General features: G+C 73.0%; 14 protein-coding genes and 1 tRNA gene. All 15 read left to right on the forward strand.

Features of this window, described 5'->3' with window-relative positions; genetic code table 11:
• Positions 1-186 precede the first annotated feature (186 nt).
• The 15 genes from AB0F11_RS09925 to AB0F11_RS09995 all read left to right on the forward strand — a co-directional run bounded on the left by AB0F11_RS09925 (position 187) and on the right by AB0F11_RS09995 (position 14,917).
• Positions 187-1,788, forward strand: coding sequence for a trypsin-like peptidase domain-containing protein (locus AB0F11_RS09925; protein ID WP_362170259.1), 1,602 nt, complete (start codon positions 187-189; stop codon positions 1,786-1,788).
• Positions 1,789-1,928: 140 nt separating this feature from the next.
• A complete protein-coding gene (locus AB0F11_RS09930) occupies positions 1,929-2,834 on the forward strand; it encodes a LysR family transcriptional regulator (RefSeq protein ID WP_362170261.1) in 906 nt (301 codons plus the stop codon).
• 91 nt (positions 2,835-2,925) lie between these two features.
• Complete coding sequence (locus AB0F11_RS09935) at positions 2,926-3,492, forward strand: cysteine dioxygenase family protein (protein ID WP_362170263.1); 567 nt, start codon at positions 2,926-2,928, stop codon at positions 3,490-3,492.
• On the forward strand, positions 3,492-4,550 hold the full coding sequence (locus AB0F11_RS09940) for a putative sulfate exporter family transporter (RefSeq protein WP_362170265.1): 1,059 nt from the start codon (positions 3,492-3,494) through the stop codon (positions 4,548-4,550). Before AB0F11_RS09935 ends, AB0F11_RS09940 begins: the two co-directional genes overlap by 1 nt.
• A 171-nt stretch (positions 4,551-4,721) precedes the next feature.
• Positions 4,722-5,678 (forward strand): peptidase, encoded by a 957-nt coding sequence (locus AB0F11_RS09945; RefSeq protein WP_362170267.1) that lies wholly within the window; start codon positions 4,722-4,724, stop codon positions 5,676-5,678.
• 39 nt (positions 5,679-5,717) lie between these two features.
• Positions 5,718-5,802 (forward strand) — tRNA-Ser (locus AB0F11_RS09950).
• A 350-nt stretch (positions 5,803-6,152) separates the two neighbouring features.
• On the forward strand, positions 6,153-6,596 hold the full coding sequence (locus AB0F11_RS09955; RefSeq protein WP_362170269.1) for a DUF6344 domain-containing protein: 444 nt from the start codon (positions 6,153-6,155) through the stop codon (positions 6,594-6,596).
• Between the two features lie 400 nt (positions 6,597-6,996).
• The gene (locus AB0F11_RS09960) at positions 6,997-7,302 is read left to right on the forward strand and encodes a hypothetical protein (protein ID WP_362170271.1); all 306 of its coding nucleotides are present in this window, start codon (positions 6,997-6,999) and stop codon (positions 7,300-7,302) included.
• Between the two features lie 287 nt (positions 7,303-7,589).
• A complete protein-coding gene (locus AB0F11_RS09965; protein WP_362170273.1) occupies positions 7,590-8,747 on the forward strand; it encodes an acyl-CoA dehydrogenase family protein in 1,158 nt (385 codons plus the stop codon).
• Positions 8,744-9,742: an OB-fold domain-containing protein gene (locus tag AB0F11_RS09970; protein WP_362170275.1), complete on the forward strand. Its 999-nt coding sequence runs from the start codon at positions 8,744-8,746 to the stop codon at positions 9,740-9,742. Before AB0F11_RS09965 ends, AB0F11_RS09970 begins: the two co-directional genes overlap by 4 nt.
• On the forward strand, positions 9,742-10,776 hold the full coding sequence (locus AB0F11_RS09975; protein ID WP_362170277.1) for an acyl-CoA dehydrogenase family protein: 1,035 nt from the start codon (positions 9,742-9,744) through the stop codon (positions 10,774-10,776). Before AB0F11_RS09970 ends, AB0F11_RS09975 begins: the two co-directional genes overlap by 1 nt.
• Positions 10,773-11,186, forward strand: coding sequence for a MaoC family dehydratase (locus AB0F11_RS09980; RefSeq protein WP_362170279.1), 414 nt, complete (start codon positions 10,773-10,775; stop codon positions 11,184-11,186). The genes AB0F11_RS09975 and AB0F11_RS09980 overlap by 4 nt, the downstream gene beginning before the upstream one ends.
• Positions 11,183-12,349 (forward strand): lipid-transfer protein, encoded by a 1,167-nt coding sequence (locus tag AB0F11_RS09985; protein ID WP_362170281.1) that lies wholly within the window; start codon positions 11,183-11,185, stop codon positions 12,347-12,349. The genes AB0F11_RS09980 and AB0F11_RS09985 overlap by 4 nt, the downstream gene beginning before the upstream one ends.
• 134 nt (positions 12,350-12,483) lie before the next feature.
• Positions 12,484-13,017: a SigE family RNA polymerase sigma factor gene (locus tag AB0F11_RS09990; protein WP_361903595.1), complete on the forward strand. Its 534-nt coding sequence runs from the start codon at positions 12,484-12,486 to the stop codon at positions 13,015-13,017.
• A gap of 250 nt (positions 13,018-13,267) precedes the next feature.
• A complete protein-coding gene (locus AB0F11_RS09995) occupies positions 13,268-14,917 on the forward strand; it encodes a long-chain fatty acid--CoA ligase (protein ID WP_362170283.1) in 1,650 nt (549 codons plus the stop codon).
• Positions 14,918-14,937 lie beyond the last annotated feature (20 nt).

The raw sequence follows: 14,937 nt of genomic DNA on the forward strand, positions 1-14,937 counted from the left end.
CGGGTCCCGCCTGCGGATGCGACCGAAATGCCGGAGATGAAGGATGGGGGAGACGCACAGGTCCGGCTTACAGTGCTCTGACGGGTGATGGGGAACGCTTTCCCTGGAACTTGTGAGGCTCGTCGAACGTTCAGTCGGGCCTAAACGTTGGTTGTACGAAGCCGTGTGTGACGAGGAGAGAGCGCTGTGAGCACCGAGAACGAGGGCAACGCGGCCCCGACGCCCCCCGCGGCCCCGTCCGCACCCCCGGTGGCCGCTCCTGCTTCCGCGACGCCTGCGCCGGCCGCGCCCGCCGAGCCCCCGGCGCCTGCGGCCCCGGCTGCGCCGGCCGCCCAGGCCCCGGGTCACGCTGCGCCGACGGCCCAGGTCCCGGTCCACGCCGCGCCGGCCGCCGAGCCCGCGACCCAGCAGCTCCCGCCGACGAACGCGCCCAGCGCGGAGCACACTCAGCAGATCCCGCCGACCCCGGCCGAGGCCCCGGGCTACGCCCAGGCCCCCACACCGCATCCGCAGCAGCAGCCGTACCCGGCCCAGGCCGCTGCCCCCGCCGCGCACGGGGCGGAGGGCTGGCCGCCCCCGCCGCCGGCGGCCCCGGCGTACGGGGCGGGCGGCGGCCACGGCGGCGGCTGGGGTGCGTCCCTGGCCGACGGGGTTCCGCCGGCCAAGGCGAAGGGCCGGGGCGGTCTGATCGCCGCCGTGCTCGTCGCGGCCCTCCTCGCGGGCGGCGTCGGCGGCGGCGTCGGCTACTGGGCCGCCGAGCGGAACGACAAGGACGGCTTCGGCTCGACGACGATCACCGCCGGGAACACGCCGAAGGACCTCAAGCGCGAGCCCGGCTCCGTCGCGGGCCTCGCCGCCGCCGCGCTGCCCAGCGTGGTCACCATCCAGGCTTCCGCGGGCGACGGCGAGGGCGGCACCGGCACCGGCTTCGTCTACGACCAGGAGGGCCGCATCCTCACCAACAACCACGTGGTCGCCTCCGCGGCGAACGGCGGCAAGCTCTCCGCGACCTTCCCCGACGGCAAGAAGTACGACGCCGAGGTCGTCGGCCGGGCCCAGGGCTACGACGTGGCCGTGATCAAGCTGAAGAACCCGCCGTCCGGGCTCAAGCCCCTGCCGCTCGGCGACTCCGACAAGGTCGCGGTCGGCGATCCGACCATCGCCATCGGCGCGCCGTTCGGCCTGTCCAACACCGTGACCACCGGCATCGTCAGCGCCAAGGACCGCCCGGTGGCCTCCGGAGACGGCTCCGGCGGCAAGAGCTCGTACATGAGCGCCCTGCAGACGGATGCCTCGATCAACCCCGGCAACTCCGGCGGTCCCCTGATCGACGGGCGCGGCGCGGTCATCGGCATCAACTCCGCGATCCAGTCCGCCGGCAGCAGCGGCCTCGGCGGCGGCCAGGCCGGTTCGATCGGCCTCGGCTTCGCCATCCCGATCAACCAGGCGAAGAACGTGGCCGAGTCGCTGATCAAGACCGGCAAGCCGGTCTACCCCGTCATCTCGGTCTCCGTGGACCTCCAGTCGAAGGTGGACGGCGCCAAGATCTCCGAGCAGGGTGCGCCTGCCGACGAGCTGGTCGACCCCAACGGCCCGGCCGGCAAGGCGGGCCTGAGGCCCGGTGACGTCATCACGCGGTTCGGTGACCGGCCGATCGACAGCGGCCCGACCCTCATCAGCGAGATCTGGACGCACAAGCCGGGCGACGTCGTGAAGCTGACGTACCTGCGCGACGGCAAGCCGACCACCGTGGACATCACCCTCGGCTCGCGCGTCGGCGACAAGTAGCCGGAGCGGCCGGCGCAGCGGCCGGCGGCAGGCCGGAGCGAGCCGGTGCCCGGCAGGCGCCCGGCAGGTGGCCGGATGGTGAGGGGCCGGGGGCGGGATTCCGCCTACGGCCCCTCCCAACGTCCGCTTATGCTTCCCGTGTGTTCGATTCGCGGCACATCCGTACATTCCACGAAGTGGTCGCCTCCGGCTCGTACTCGGCGGCCGCCCGTGTCCTCGGCTACACCCAGCCCGCGATCACCCAGCAGATGAAGGCGCTGGAACGCGCCGTCGGCACCCCGCTGTTCACCCGCGTGGGCCGCAGGATGCAGCTCACCGAGGCCGGGCAGTCCCTGGCCCGGCACGCCGAGTCCATCCTCGGCAGCCTCACCGCCGCCGAGGCCCAGCTGAAGGCGTACGCGCGCCTGCGCACCGGCCGGGTACGGCTGTGCGGCTTCCCCAGCGCCAACGCCACCCTCGTCCCGGAGGCTCTCAGCAGCCTCGCCAAGGACCACCCGGGCATCCAGGTCGAGCTGCTGGAGGGGGAGCCGCCGGAATCGCTGCGCCGGCTCGAGCGCGGCCAGTGCGACATCACCCTGGCCTTCACCTATCCCGGGCTCCACGAGGAGATCCCCGGGGAGGTCGCCGAGGTCAGGCTGCTGGAGGACCAGCTGACGGTGCTGCTGCCGACCGGCCACCCGCTGGCCCGGCGCCGGGCCGTGCACCTGGCCGACCTTGCTGAGGAACGGTGGATCGCCGGCTGCCCGCGCTGCCGCGCCAACCTTCTGCACGAGTGCGCCGAGCTGGGCTTCGTCCCCGACATCCGGTTCGCCACGGACGACAACCTGGTGGTGCAGAGCATGGTCGGGCAGGGGCTCGGCGTGGCGATGATGCCCGCCCTGGTGCTGCCTTCGCTCTCGCTGAACCGGGTGTGCGGGCGGGCCCTCCAGCCGGCCGCCCGCCGACACATCGCCGCCTACGTCTACCGCGATCACCTGCGGATACCGGCGACGGCGGTGGTGCTCGACGCGCTCAGGGTGGTGGCCTCCAACCGCATAGGGTGCTGACCGCGCACCCGCCGAATCCATAAGCTGTGCTTGGGATTTCAGGTGAGAACTGTCGTTGGACGTGATGGGTCGGCTCCTCGACGCTGCCCATATGACCACCACGACCACGACCACGACACCGTCCCGGACGACCGCGAGGATGTCCGCCCTCGTCCGTGAGATACGCACGGTCGTGGACCGGGGCCTGGCCCCGGACCTGACCGCCTACCTGGTGGGCGAGCGCCTCGCCCCGCACCTGGCCGCCGCCGACCTGCTCACGCCCGAGCAGTGCGTGGGGAGCCCCGACCGGTACCGGCAGCACGTCCTGCACGCCGAGGCGGACGGCAGCTTCTCGGTCGTGGCGCTGGTGTGGCTGCCCGGCCAGGAGACCGCCATCCACGACCACGTCTCCTGGTGCGTGGCCGGGGTGCACGAGGGCGAGGAGAGCGAGTTGCGCTACCGGCTCGCCCCCGCCGCGGGAGACGCCGGGGCCCGCCTGGTGGCCACCGAGCAGGTCGTCAACGGCGTCGGCGAGGTCTGCGGCTTCGCCCCTCCCGGGGACATCCACAAGGTGCGCAACTCCTGTCGCACCAAGGCGATTTCCATCCACGTCTACGGGGCCGACGTCAGCCGCCTGGGCAGCAGCGTACGCCGCGTCTACACCCTTCCCGCCGACTGATGGCGCTGCTCAACCGCCCGGTACGCGCGGCCGGAAGTGCGGCTGCCGGCGCGGTTTCACGTGAAACACCCTCCTCCTGGCCGGGGTTGGCCATGGCTGCCGCCGGTGTCGCCGTCGCCTGGGGAGTGCACCGGCTGGTTCCGGGGATCCCGATGCTGACCGCTTCGGTGGTCCTCGGCATCGCCGCCGCCCACCTGCCCGGGGTACGGGCGACCGTACGCGGCGTCGGCCGCCCGGGCCTGTCACTGGCCGGCCGGCGGCTGATGCGGATCGGCATCGTCCTGCTCGGCCTCGGCCTGGGCCTGGACCAGGTGCTGCGGCTGGGCTGGGCCACGGTGGCCATGGTCGCGGCCGTGGTCGCGGCGACCTTCCTCGGCACGCTCTGGCTGGGCCGCCGACTCGGGCTGCCGGGCGACCAGCCGCTGCTGATCGCCACCGGCTACTCGATCTGCGGGGCCTCGGCCATCGGGGCCGTCAGCCAGGTGTCGGGCAGCGACGAGGAGGACGTGGCCGCCTCGGTGGCCCTGGTGACCTTGTGCGGGACGCTGGCCATCGCGGTCCTCCCGCTGCTCCAGGACCCGCTCGGGCTCTCGGACGCCGCCTTCGGGCGGTGGGTCGGGGCGAGCGTCCACGACGTCGGCCAGGTGGTGGCGACCGCCCAGACCGCCGGCCCGGACGCACTCGGCGAGGCGGTGCTGGTCAAGCTGATGCGGGTGGCCCTGCTGGCCCCGCTGGTGGCCGCCGTGGCCTTCTCCGTCCGGGCCCGCCGTACCGGCGTGCGCACGCCGTCGGGGCGCCGCCCGGCGCCGGTGCCGCTGTTCGTGGCCGGGTTCCTGGCCGCGGCCGCCCTGCGCGCCACGGGCGTGCTGCCCGGTGCGGCCCTGGACTGGGCGCACACGGCGCAGGAGCTCCTGCTCGCCGCGGCCCTGTTCGGACTCGGCACTGCGGTCGACCTCCCGTCCATGGCGCGGACCGGCGGCCGGGCCGCCCTCCTCGGGCTGGGCGCGTGGATCGTGGTGGCCGGGGTCTCGTATGCCGGGGTGCTGCTGACCGTATGACCGCCGCACGGACGGGACTTGGCCAATTCCTGGCCGGAACCGACCGAACGTTCCGACTGTCTCCTGACTTCTCGTGCCGCGCGTGCGACCCTGCGGCCGATCCGCACCGACAGCTCTTCACCCCCACCCTGCCCGGTCCGACGGGACCGGGCACGGCAGAAGGAGTCATGCGTGAATCGTCATCGCACGGCAGCATCGGTCCTCCTGGCCGCGGGCGCCCTGATCGCGGGCGCGCTTTCGGCGGCCGGCCCTGCGACCGCCGCCGATGCCCCCGCCTCGTTCCGGCCGCAGCACACCCAGGGCTTCTGGACCGCGGATCGGATGCGCAGCGCCACACCGTTGGACGTGGTGGCGGCGCCGGGCAGTGGGCGCGCCCCCGTCGCGAGCTCGGCGCAGGCCACGCGGATCGCGCCGACGACGCCGTCCGCGGCCGCCTCTCCGACGGCGTTCCCGCAGGCGGGCGGCGCGTGGACCGGCGGCGGTGCGGTGGTGAAGACCTCGGGCCGGGTGTTCTTCACCTTCGGTGACCGGACCGCTTCCTGCTCGGGTGACTCCATCACCAGCGCCAACGGCAGCACGGTGATCACCGCAGGCCACTGCGTGAAGTACCAGGGCACCTGGCACACCAACTGGATCTTCGTCCCGGGCTACGACGACGGCAACGCGCCGTACGGGCAGTGGTCGGCCACGAAGACCTTCGCGACGGACCAGTGGGCCGCGAGCGAGGACATGAACATGGACGTCGGCCTCGCCGTCGTCGCCCCGCTGAACGGCCAGAAGCTCAGCCAGGCCGTCGGCGCCCAGGGCATCCTGTTCAACGGCGGCTACAACAAGAAGATGTACTCGTTCGGCTTCCCGGCGGCGGCGCCCTACGACGGCAAGAAGCTGATCTACTGCAGCGGCAGCACGGGCAAGGACTTCCTGCTGACCAAGGACCACAGCCTGGCCTGCAACATGACGGGCGGCTCCAGCGGCGGCCCCTGGTTCCAGGACTTCAACGAGGCCACCGGCCTCGGCACCCAGGTCTCGGTGAACAGCTTCGGCTACAACTTCCTGCCGAACCGGATGTTCGGCCCGTACTTCGGCAACGAGGCGAAGGCCGCCTACGACAAGGCCCAGAATTCCTGACCCCAGCGCCTCCCACCTCCCGGTACTCTGTACCGGCCAGGTGGGTTGCCCGAGCGGCCTAAGGGAACGGTCTTGAAAACCGTCGTGGCGCAAGCCACCGTGGGTTCAAATCCCACACCCACCGCACCAGGTCGGCACAGACGCCGACCGACAGGGGCGCCCCGTACGGGGCGCCCCTTCGTCGTTCCACGGGGCCGTTCGGCGGTCGGTACGCGGCGTTGCCGACCAGGGCGGTGCGGCCCCGGGACGGCCGAACGTCAACGTCCGGCCGGTCCACGACGGTTGGTCATCGGGGTGGGGTGCGGAGGGTGGTGCCGGGGGTCGGCCGGGCGGCCTCCGGGGCCGGGCTCGGCCTTTCGGGTGGTGTTTGTCGGAAGATCGGCGCGCGTGGTGGGAGCGCTCCGGTTGCGGACACATCATGACGAATGTATGCAGATCCGCCCGTCGGAACATCGCGAATCGAGGCACCCCGCCATGGCTCAGCGCATCACCCTCACGTCGCTCCGGACCGCAGTGGTCACCGCGCTCATGGCGTTCCTCGCCGCTCTCGGGTTCCGGGGCCGGGCCGCCACCCCGGCGGTCGCCGCCGCGGCGCCGGGCACCGGCCCGGTCCGTGCTGCCGTCCGGCCTGCTGCCGCCTCCGTGCGCCGGCCGGTCGCGCGGCGGGTCTGGCGGGCGATGGTGCTGGGCCGCTCGCTCCCGCCGACGATCAAGCAGCGGATCGGCGCCGAGGCGCACGGTGCCTCCCCCTCCGTCCGGCGTTCCGCCGCTCCTGCTGCCTTCGCCGCCACCGACCCGGTTCCCCCGGCTGCGGCTGTCCCCTCCCCTTCCGCTGCCCCTGTCGCCGCCTTCGCCGTGGTCGCCGCCCCCGCCCCCGCCCGCGCCCTCGGTCGTGACGGGGTCGCGCTCGTCGCGTAGCGCTCGTACCGCGTACGCGGCGGGCGCCGGGGCGCACTGGAGGCGTGCAGGGGGCGTGAAGCTTGGCATTGCAGGGTCGCAGGCCCGGGAGACGGTGGGGTTCCCGGAGGCAGCGGCCCTTTCGGCATGCCCGGAAGGGATCATTCCGGAGGAACGTTTCGCCTCTTGCCCGGTCGTGGTTTCAACCGCCGCAGGCCCGTTGACCTGGGACGTCGGGATGCAAAGGAGGTTTATCCGATGTTGCTCATGCTTGCGGGGGAATCACGGGCTCCGGGGTGGTTCGCCGGGGATTCGGTGGGCAACTCTGGTCTCGCGACGTCGTCACCACAGAAAACGCCGAGGCGGTCGGCCAACTGCCTTGCAAGCACCCCCACGTCGGTTTCCTGGAGGATCCACGAACATGGCAATCATCCGTACCGCCCGCGTCCTCGCCGCAGTCGCCGCCCTCCCCCTCGCCGCCGCGCTCTTCGGCGGAGTGGCCTCGGCCGACAACGGCTCCTTCGCGAACGACGGATCGAATGCGAGCGTCGCCGGCATCGTCGGCAGCGGCGTGGGCGGGAACAACCTCGGCAACTCGTCCACTTCCCAACAGGTCGCCACCGGCTCCGGTGCGTCGAACCAGAACAACGCCGCGCAGGTCAACGGCTCCGCCCTGACAGCGATCAACCAGGGGAACGTCGCGCTCAACTTCCACCCGTGGTGGTAGGTGCTGCGGGTGCTCCGCTCGCTGCGCGGTGGCGGCAGTGGCAGCGGCAGTGGTGACAAGAGCAGCAACAGCACCAGCTCTGAGCGCTGAGGGCGCCCGTGCGACCGGACCGGCTGGGGTCCGGCAGCGCGGGCGCCCTCGCCGTGTGTGCGGCCCCGCCTGGCAGCGTCCGCGTCGGACTCCCGCCGCCGTGAGCGGCTCCCGGCCTACGCCTTGACACCCGCAGTAGATCTGACGGACAGTCAGATCCACTCGCCGATGCGACGCGACGCCGGGAGGCCAGCACCGTGCACCTCGCCCCGACCGAAGGCCAGTTGCGGCTCCGCGCCGAACTGCGCGCGTACTTCCACGACCTCCTCGCGGACGGCGTCCCCGAGGACCCGGCAGCCCAGCGCGCGCTCCTGCGCCGCATGGGGGCCGACGGTCTGCTCGGCCTCGGCTGGCCCGCCGAGTACGGCGGTCGGGGCCGCGGGGCCGAGGAGCAGTTCGTGTTCTTCGACGAGGCCTACCGGGCCGGCGCCCCCGTCTCCATGGTCACCCTCAACACCGTCGGCCCGACGCTGATGAAGTACGGGACCCAGGAGCAGAAGGAGTGGTTCCTGCCCCGCATCCTCAGCGGCGAGATCGTCTTCGCGATCGGCTACTCCGAGCCCGGCGCCGGTACCGACCTGGCCGCCCTGCGCACCCGGGCCGTACGCGACGGAGCCGACTGGCTGATCGACGGGCAGAAGGTCTTCACCTCCAACGCCCAGAACGCGGACTGGATCTGGCTCGCCTGCCGCACCGACCCCGCGGCCCCCAAGCACCGGGGCATCTCGATCATCCTCGTCCCCACCGACGCGCCCGGGTTCTCGTGGACCCCGATCGAGACGGTCGGCGGCCTGACGACCACGGCCACCTACTACGACGCGATCCGGGTGCCCGCAGCGAACCTCGTCGGTCCCGAGCACGGCGGCTGGGGCCTGATCACCAACCAGCTCAACCACGAGCGCGTCGCGCTCGCCGCCATCGGCATGCAGGCCGAGGACTTCCACGCGGCCGCCCTGCGCCACGCCCGCACCCCCGACCCGGCCACCGGCGAACGCCCCGCCGACCGCCCCTGGGTGCAGTCCCGGCTCGCCGAGGCGCACGCCCGGCTGGCCGCCGTACGCCTCCTCAACTGGCGCCTGGTCCAGGACGTGGGCGCCGGCACCCTGGCCCCCGGCGACGCCAGCGGCGTGAAGTTCCTCGGCACCGAGTCCGCCGTCGAGGTGTACCGGATCTGCCAGGAGGTGGTGGGCGAGGAGGCCCTCGTACGGGGCCCGGGACCCGGGGCCTTCGCGGGCGGCGAGCTGGAGCGGATGAACCGGGCCGCCCAGATCAACACCTTCGGCGGCGGGGTCAGCGAGGTCCAGCGGGAGATCGTCGCCATGATGCGGCTCGGCATGAAGGGACGGAAGCGATGACCGCCACCGCGTCCGGCACTGCGGACGGGGCCGGGGAGGAGGCAGCCCGCTTCCACGAGCTCCTCAGGGCCTTCGAGGGCCGGCCCGCCGCGACCGGCGGCCGGGGCAAGGACCCGGTCAACGGGCCGATGATCCGCCACTGGTGCGAGGCCATGGGCGACACCAACCCCGCCTACACCGGCCCGGACGCCGTCGCCCCGGCCACCATGCTCCAGGCCTGGACGATGGGCGGGCTGTCGGGCCACGGCGACCGCTCCTCCGCGTACGACGAACTCCTCGCCCTCCTCGACGGCGCCGGCTGCACCTCCGTGGTCGCCACCGACTGCGAGCAGGAGTACCTGCGGCCGCTCCGCCCCGGCGACGAGATCACCTTCGACGCCGTCATCGAGTCGGTGTCGCCGCGCAAGACGACCAAGCTGGGCACGGGCCACTTCGTGACCACCCGCATGGACGTCCGCGCCGGGGGCGAGCCCGCCGGCACCCACCGCTTCCGCATCCTCAAGTACGCGCCGGCCGCCCGCCCCGAGCGGCCGCAGCCCGCCCCGCAGCGGAGTCCGCAGCCGGCGGCGCAGCCGGAACCGCAGCCGCAGCCCGCACCCCGCCGACCCCGCCCCGTCGTCAACCGCGACAACCAGGGCTTCTGGGACGGCGTGCGCGACCACAAGCTGCTGATCCAGCGCTGCACCGCCTGCTCGACCCTCCGCTTCCCCTGGCTGCCCGGCTGCAACGCCTGCGCCTCCCTCGACTGGGACACCGTCGAGGCCTGCGGCGAGGGCACCGTCTTCAGCCACGTCGTCATGCACCATCCTCCGTTCCCGGCCTTCGACCCTCCCTACGCCGTCGCCCTCGTCGAACTCGCCGAGGGGGTCCGCATGGTCACCAACATCACCGGCGTCCCCCACGACCGGGTGCGCATCGGGCTGCCCGTCCGGCTGGAGTTCCTCCGGGTCGACCAGGAGCTGGAACTGCCGGTCTTCCGAGGGAGCGAGAGCTGATGGACTTCCGTCCCACCGAGGAGCAGGCCGCCGCGGCGGCACTCGCCGCCCGCATCTTCGGCGACCTCGCCACCCACGAGCGCCTCGCCGCGGCCGGCACCGGCAGCGACGCCGAGCTGTGGAAGGCCCTCTCCGGCTCCGGCCTGATCGCCGCGGTCGAGGACGTCGGCCAGCTCGGCCTGGTCCTGCTGCTGGAGGAGCAGGGCCGCACCACCGCCCAGGTCCCCTACGCCGCCACCTGCGCGTACGGAGTCCTCCCCGTCGCCGCGCACGGCACCGCCGACCAGCGGGCCCGCCTGCTGCCCGCCCTCGGCAGCGGCGAGGCGGTCGCCACCGGGGCCTTCCCCGACCGCGGCCGGATCAGCGCCCGCGCCGACGGCCGGCTCACCGGCACCGCCCCCGCCGTGCCCTGGCTGCGCGACGCCACCCACGTGCTGGTCCCGGATGCCGACCGGGCCCTGTGGCTCGTACGGACCGATGCGCCCGGCGTGGTGACGGCCGCCGTGGAGACCACCGCCCCCTGGTCCGCGGGGCGCCTGACCCTGACCGGGGCCGAGGGCGAGCGCCTGGGCGGCCCGCGGGCGTACGACGAGGTCCTGACCGCGGCCCGTACCGCCTTCGCCGGGCTCCAGGCGGGGGTCTGTGCCGGGTCCGTGGCCCGGGCCGCCGCCTACACCTCCACCCGTGAGCAGTTCGGCCGGCCGCTCTCCACGAACCAGGGGGTCATGCTGCGCGCGGCCGATGCGTACATGGACACGGAGGCGATCCGGGTCACCGCGTACGAGGCGGCCTGGCGCATCGACGAGGGGCTCCCGGCGCGCGAGCACGCCCTGACCGCGGCGTGGTGGGCCTCGGAGGCGGGCAAGCGGGTCGTCCACGCGGGCCAGCACCTGCACGGCGGCATGGGCGCCGACCTGGACCATCCCGTGCACCGGCACTTCCTGTGGGGACGCCAGCTGGACGCCCACCTCGGCTGCGGCAGCGAACTCCTCGCCGAACTGGGCGCACTCATATCCGAGGGGGACGACGCATGAACGTCGGCGACGCGCTGCCGCCGCTGGAGATCCCGATCACCCGCACACTGATCGTCGCGGGTGCGATCGCCTCCCGCGACTACCAGGACGTGCACCACGACACCCTCCTCGCACGCGAGAAGGGCTCTCCGGACATCTTCATGAACATCCTGACCACCAACGGCCTGGTGGGCCGGTACGTCACCGACCACCTCGGCCCGCACGCCGTGCTGCGCGCCGTGTCCATCCGGCTGGGCGCCCCGAACTACCCCGGCGACACGATGACCCTCACCGGGACCGTCACGGCCCTCGACGGGGACACCGCCGAGATCCGCGTCGTCGGTGCCAACGGCATCGGCCACCACGTCACCGGAACCGTCAGGGTCACCGTCCCGGCGGCCGCTGCGGAGCCCACGAGAGGTGCGGCATGAGCGTACGGGCCCGCGACATGCTCGGCGGGCGCGCCGCCATCGCCGGCATCGGCGCGACCGAGTTCTCCAAGGACTCCGGCCGCAGCGAGCTGCGGCTCGCCGTCGAGGCCGTGCACGCCGCCCTTGACGACGCCGGCCTCACGCCCGCCGACGTCGACGGCATGGTCACCTTCACCATGGACACCAGCCCCGAGATCACGGTGGCCCAGGCCGCCGGCATCGGGGACCTCTCCTTCTTCTCCCGCATCCACTACGGCGGCGGCGCGGCGTGCGCCACCGTCCAGCAGGCCGCCCTCGCCGTCGCCACCGGGATCGCGGAGGTCGTGGTCTGCTACCGGGCCTTCAACGAGCGCTCCGGCCGCCGCTTCGGCTCCGGCGTCCAGCAGCGCGAACCCTCGGCCGAAGGGGCGGCCCTCGGCTGGTCGCTGCCGTGGGGCCTGCTCACCCCGGCCTCCTGGGTGGCCATGGCCGCCCAGCGCTACCTGTACACCCACCACCTCACCCCCGAGGCGTTCGGCCACGTCGCGGTCACCGCCCGCCGGCACGCGGCGAACAACCCCGCCGCCTGGTTCCACGGCAAGCCCATCACCCTCGCCGACCACGCCGCCTCCCGCTGGATCGTCGAACCGCTGCGGCTGCTGGACTGCTGCCAGGAGACCGATGGCGGCCAGGCGCTCGTCGTCACCAGCACCGAGCGGGCCCGCGACCTGCGGCACGCACCCGCGGTGATCACGGCCGCCGCACAGGGCGCGGGCCGCCGCCAGGAGGCCATGACCTCCTTCTACCGCGACGACCTCACCGGGCTGCCCGAGATGGACGTGGTCGCCCGGCAGCTGTGGCGGACCAGCGGACTGCGGCCCTCGGACATCGACGTCGGCATCCTCTACGACCACTTCACGCCGTTCGTGCTGATGCAGCTGGAGGAGTTCGGCTTCTGCAAGCCGGGCGAGGCTGCCGACTTCGTGGCCGCCGGCGCCCTGCCGCTCAACACGCACGGCGGCCAGCTCGGGGAGGCGTACCTGCACGGCATGAACGGCATCGCCGAGGCCGTCCGCCAGCTGCGCGGCACCTCCGTCAACCAGGTCCGCGGCGCAGCCCACGCCCTGGTCACGGCGGGGACGGGAGTGCCGACCTCGGGACTCGTCCTCGGAGCCGACGGCTGAGGCCGCCCCCGGGCCCGCCCCGCCTCCTCCACCTTCAGGAGGTGGGGCGGCCCCCACCCCTACAACCTGAGACGGACCCCGCTTCGGCACTTGCGGCCGATCCCCCGCGGGCCCCGCGCTCCTAGCGTGGAGCCATGACCACGCCCGTGTGCACGCTCGCCTCGCAACCGACGCCGTACCCGTCGTTCTCGGCGTACGTCCGGACCCGCGGCACGACTCTGCTGCGCACCGCCCGCTCCCTCACCGCCAACCCGTGCGACGCCGAGGACCTGCTGCAGACGGCGCTGGCCAAGACGTACGCCGCCTGGGACCGCATCGAGGACCACCGGGCCCTGGACGGGTACGTCCGCCGGGCCCTGGTCAACACCCGCACCTCCCAGTGGCGCAAGCGCAAGGTCGAGGAGTTCGCCTGCGACGAGCTCCCGGAGACCGAGGAGCCGCCGGGCACCGACCCGGCCGAGGCGCAGGCCCTGCGCGACGCGATGTGGCGCGCGGTGACCCGGCTCCCCGACCGCCAGCGCGCCATGGTCGTCCTGCGCTACTACGAGGACCTGACCGAGGCGCAGACCGCCGAGCTCCTCGGGGTCTCGATCGGCACGGTCAAGAGCGCCGTCTCCCGCGCCCTGGTCAAGCTCCGCGAGGACCCGGAGCTCACCCCGGTCCGCTGAGCGGCCGACCTCGCGGTTTCACGTGAAACAGCCCGTTTCACGTGAAACATCGGTGCAGGCTCCTGGCCCGGCTTGTGCACGATGCCCGGTTCGGGCACACCCGGCCTGTGCCCGGTGCCAGGTCGAGTTCCCCCACAGCGATTCCCCGCCGCGTTTGTACCTCCGGGTAGTGACATGCCGACCGGTACGTGCGCAGAATCGGCAGCATTCCAAGCCGCCGCAGCGCCGCAGCGCCCACCGGGAGGACGCTTTGCTGAGCACCATGCAGGACGTACCGCTCCTCGTCAGCCGGATCCTCCGGCACGGGACGACGATCCACGGGAGTTCCCAGGTCACGACGTGGACGGGGGAGGCGGAGCCGCACCGCCGCAGCTTCGCCGAGATCGGCGCCCGCGCCGCGCGCCTCGCGCACGCGCTGCGTGACGAGCTCGGTGTCCGGCAGGACGAGCGGGTCGCCACCCTGATGTGGAACAACGCGGAGCACGTCGAGGCGTACTTCGCGATCCCCTCCATGGGCGCGGTCCTGCACACGCTCAACCTGAGGCTGCCTCCCGAGCAGCTGGTCTTCATCGTCAACCACGCCGCCGACCGGGTCGTGCTGGTCAACGGGACCCTGCTGCCGCTGCTCGCGCCGCTCCTGCCGCACCTGCCGACCGTCGAGCACGTGGTCGTCACCGGCATCGGCGACCGCTCGGTCCTCGACGGGCTCGGCGTGGCCGTCCACGAGTACGAGGAGCTCCTCGAGGGCCGTTCGGACGCCTACGACTGGCCGGAGTTGGACGAGCGCCAGGCCGCGGCCATGTGCTACACATCCGGCACCACCGGTGATCCGAAGGGCGTCGTCTACTCGCACCGCTCGATCTACCTGCACTCCATGCAGGTCAACATGACCGAGTCGATGGGCCTGACGGACAAGGACACGACCCTCGTCGTCGTCCCGCAGTTCCACGTCAACGCCTGGGGGCTGCCGCACGCCACCTTCATGACCGGCATCAACATGCTGATGCCCGACCGGTTCCTCCAGCCCGCCCCCCTCGCGGAGATGATCGAGCAGGAGAAGCCGACGCACGCCGCGGCCGTCCCGACCATCTGGCAGGGCCTGCTCGCCGAGGTCACCGCCCGCCCGCGCGACCTGTCCTCCATGCGGCAGGTCACCATCGGCGGCGCGGCCTGCCCGCCCTCCCTGATGGAGGCGTACGACAAGCTCGGCGTCCGCGTCTGCCACGCCTGGGGCATGACCGAGACCTCCCCGCTGGGCACCATGGCGCACCCGCCGGCCGGCCTGAGCGCCGAGGAGGAGTGGCCGTACCGGATCACCCAGGGCCGCTTCCCGGCGGGCGTAGAGCCCCGCCTCGTCGGCCCCGGCGGCGACATTCTGCCCTGGGACGGGGAGTCGGCCGGCGAGCTGGAGGTGCGCGGCACCTGGATCGCGGGCGCCTACTACGGCGGCGCGTCCGGCGAACCGCTGCGCCCCGAGGACAAGTTCAGCCCCGACGGCTGGCTCAGGACCGGTGACGTCGGTGTGATCAGCCCCGACGGGTTCCTCACGCTGACCGACCGGGCCAAGGACGTCATCAAGTCCGGCGGCGAGTGGATCTCCAGCGTGGAGCTGGAGAACGCGCTCATGGCGCACCCCGAGGTCGCCGAGGCCGCGGTCGTCGCCGTCCCGGACGAGAAGTGGGGCGAGCGCCCCCTGGCCACCGTCGTCCTCAAGGAGGGCGCCACAGTGGACCACGCGGGACTGCGGACGTTCCTCTCCCAGTCCATCGCCAAGTGGCAGCTGCCCGAGCGCTGGACGTTCATCGAGTCCGTCCCGAAGACCAGCGTCGGCAAGTTCGACAAGAAGGTGATCCGCAGGCAGTACGCCGAAGGAGAGCTCGACGTGACCCGCCTCGACTGAGGCCCTGTCGGGGCGTCGGC

This window comes from Streptomyces sp. NPDC032472 (genome assembly GCF_040636955.1).
Taxonomy (GTDB): Bacteria; Actinomycetota; Actinomycetes; order Streptomycetales; family Streptomycetaceae; genus Streptomyces.

What these genes read in the sequence shown, in the direction of transcription:
- AB0F11_RS09935 (WP_362170263.1), top strand. Translation starts at nt 2,926, where the DNA reads ATGACCACCACGACCACGACCACGACACCGTCCCGGACGACCGCGAGG.
- AB0F11_RS09970 (WP_362170275.1), top strand. Translation starts at nt 8,744, where the DNA reads ATGACCGCCACCGCGTCCGGCACTGCGGACGGGGCCGGGGAGGAGGCA.
- AB0F11_RS09955 (WP_362170269.1), top strand. Translation starts at nt 6,153, where the DNA reads ATGGCTCAGCGCATCACCCTCACGTCGCTCCGGACCGCAGTGGTCACC.
- AB0F11_RS09940 (WP_362170265.1), top strand. Translation starts at nt 3,492, where the DNA reads ATGGCGCTGCTCAACCGCCCGGTACGCGCGGCCGGAAGTGCGGCTGCC.
- AB0F11_RS09980 (WP_362170279.1), top strand. Translation starts at nt 10,773, where the DNA reads ATGAACGTCGGCGACGCGCTGCCGCCGCTGGAGATCCCGATCACCCGC.
- AB0F11_RS09960 (WP_362170271.1), top strand. Translation starts at nt 6,997, where the DNA reads ATGGCAATCATCCGTACCGCCCGCGTCCTCGCCGCAGTCGCCGCCCTC.
- AB0F11_RS09975 (WP_362170277.1), top strand. Translation starts at nt 9,742, where the DNA reads ATGGACTTCCGTCCCACCGAGGAGCAGGCCGCCGCGGCGGCACTCGCC.
- AB0F11_RS09985 (WP_362170281.1), top strand. Translation starts at nt 11,183, where the DNA reads ATGAGCGTACGGGCCCGCGACATGCTCGGCGGGCGCGCCGCCATCGCC.
- AB0F11_RS09990 (WP_361903595.1), top strand. Translation starts at nt 12,484, where the DNA reads ATGACCACGCCCGTGTGCACGCTCGCCTCGCAACCGACGCCGTACCCG.